Source organism: Pelomicrobium sp. G1 (assembly GCF_051905455.1).
Lineage (GTDB): Bacteria > Pseudomonadota > Gammaproteobacteria > Burkholderiales > UBA6910 > Pelomicrobium.
The window spans coordinates 1-265 of sequence record NZ_JBQACR010000380.1 but is presented as its reverse complement, the minus strand read 5'-3'; the positions used below and the strand labels follow the sequence as shown (position 1 = coordinate 265).

Sequence of the window (265 nt, the reverse complement as noted above, 5' to 3'; positions counted from 1 at the left end):
CCCTTGTCATCGAATGGGATGAGGCGCAAGCCTTCACCGGGGGAAGCGAGGCTCTCACCCGTCGCTACGCCGAACTCGCCCAGCAGCCCGGCGCGGTGGCGCGCAAAGAGGGCGACGCCGAGGGGGCCTTGGGCTCCGCGGCCAGACGGCTCTCGGCCACCTTCGAGTTCCCCTTCCTCGCCCACGCGCCCATGGAGCCCTTGAGCTGCGTGGTGCGGTTGAGCGGTGAGGCGTGCGAAGTGTGGGCCGGCTCCCAGCTCCAGAC

The 265-nt window shown here is 70.6% G+C and carries 1 pseudogene; it reads left to right on the top strand.

Annotated elements, in window-relative coordinates:
- Positions 1 to 265, top strand: a pseudogene (locus ACTFO6_RS18910) (hypothetical protein); the annotation flags it as partial.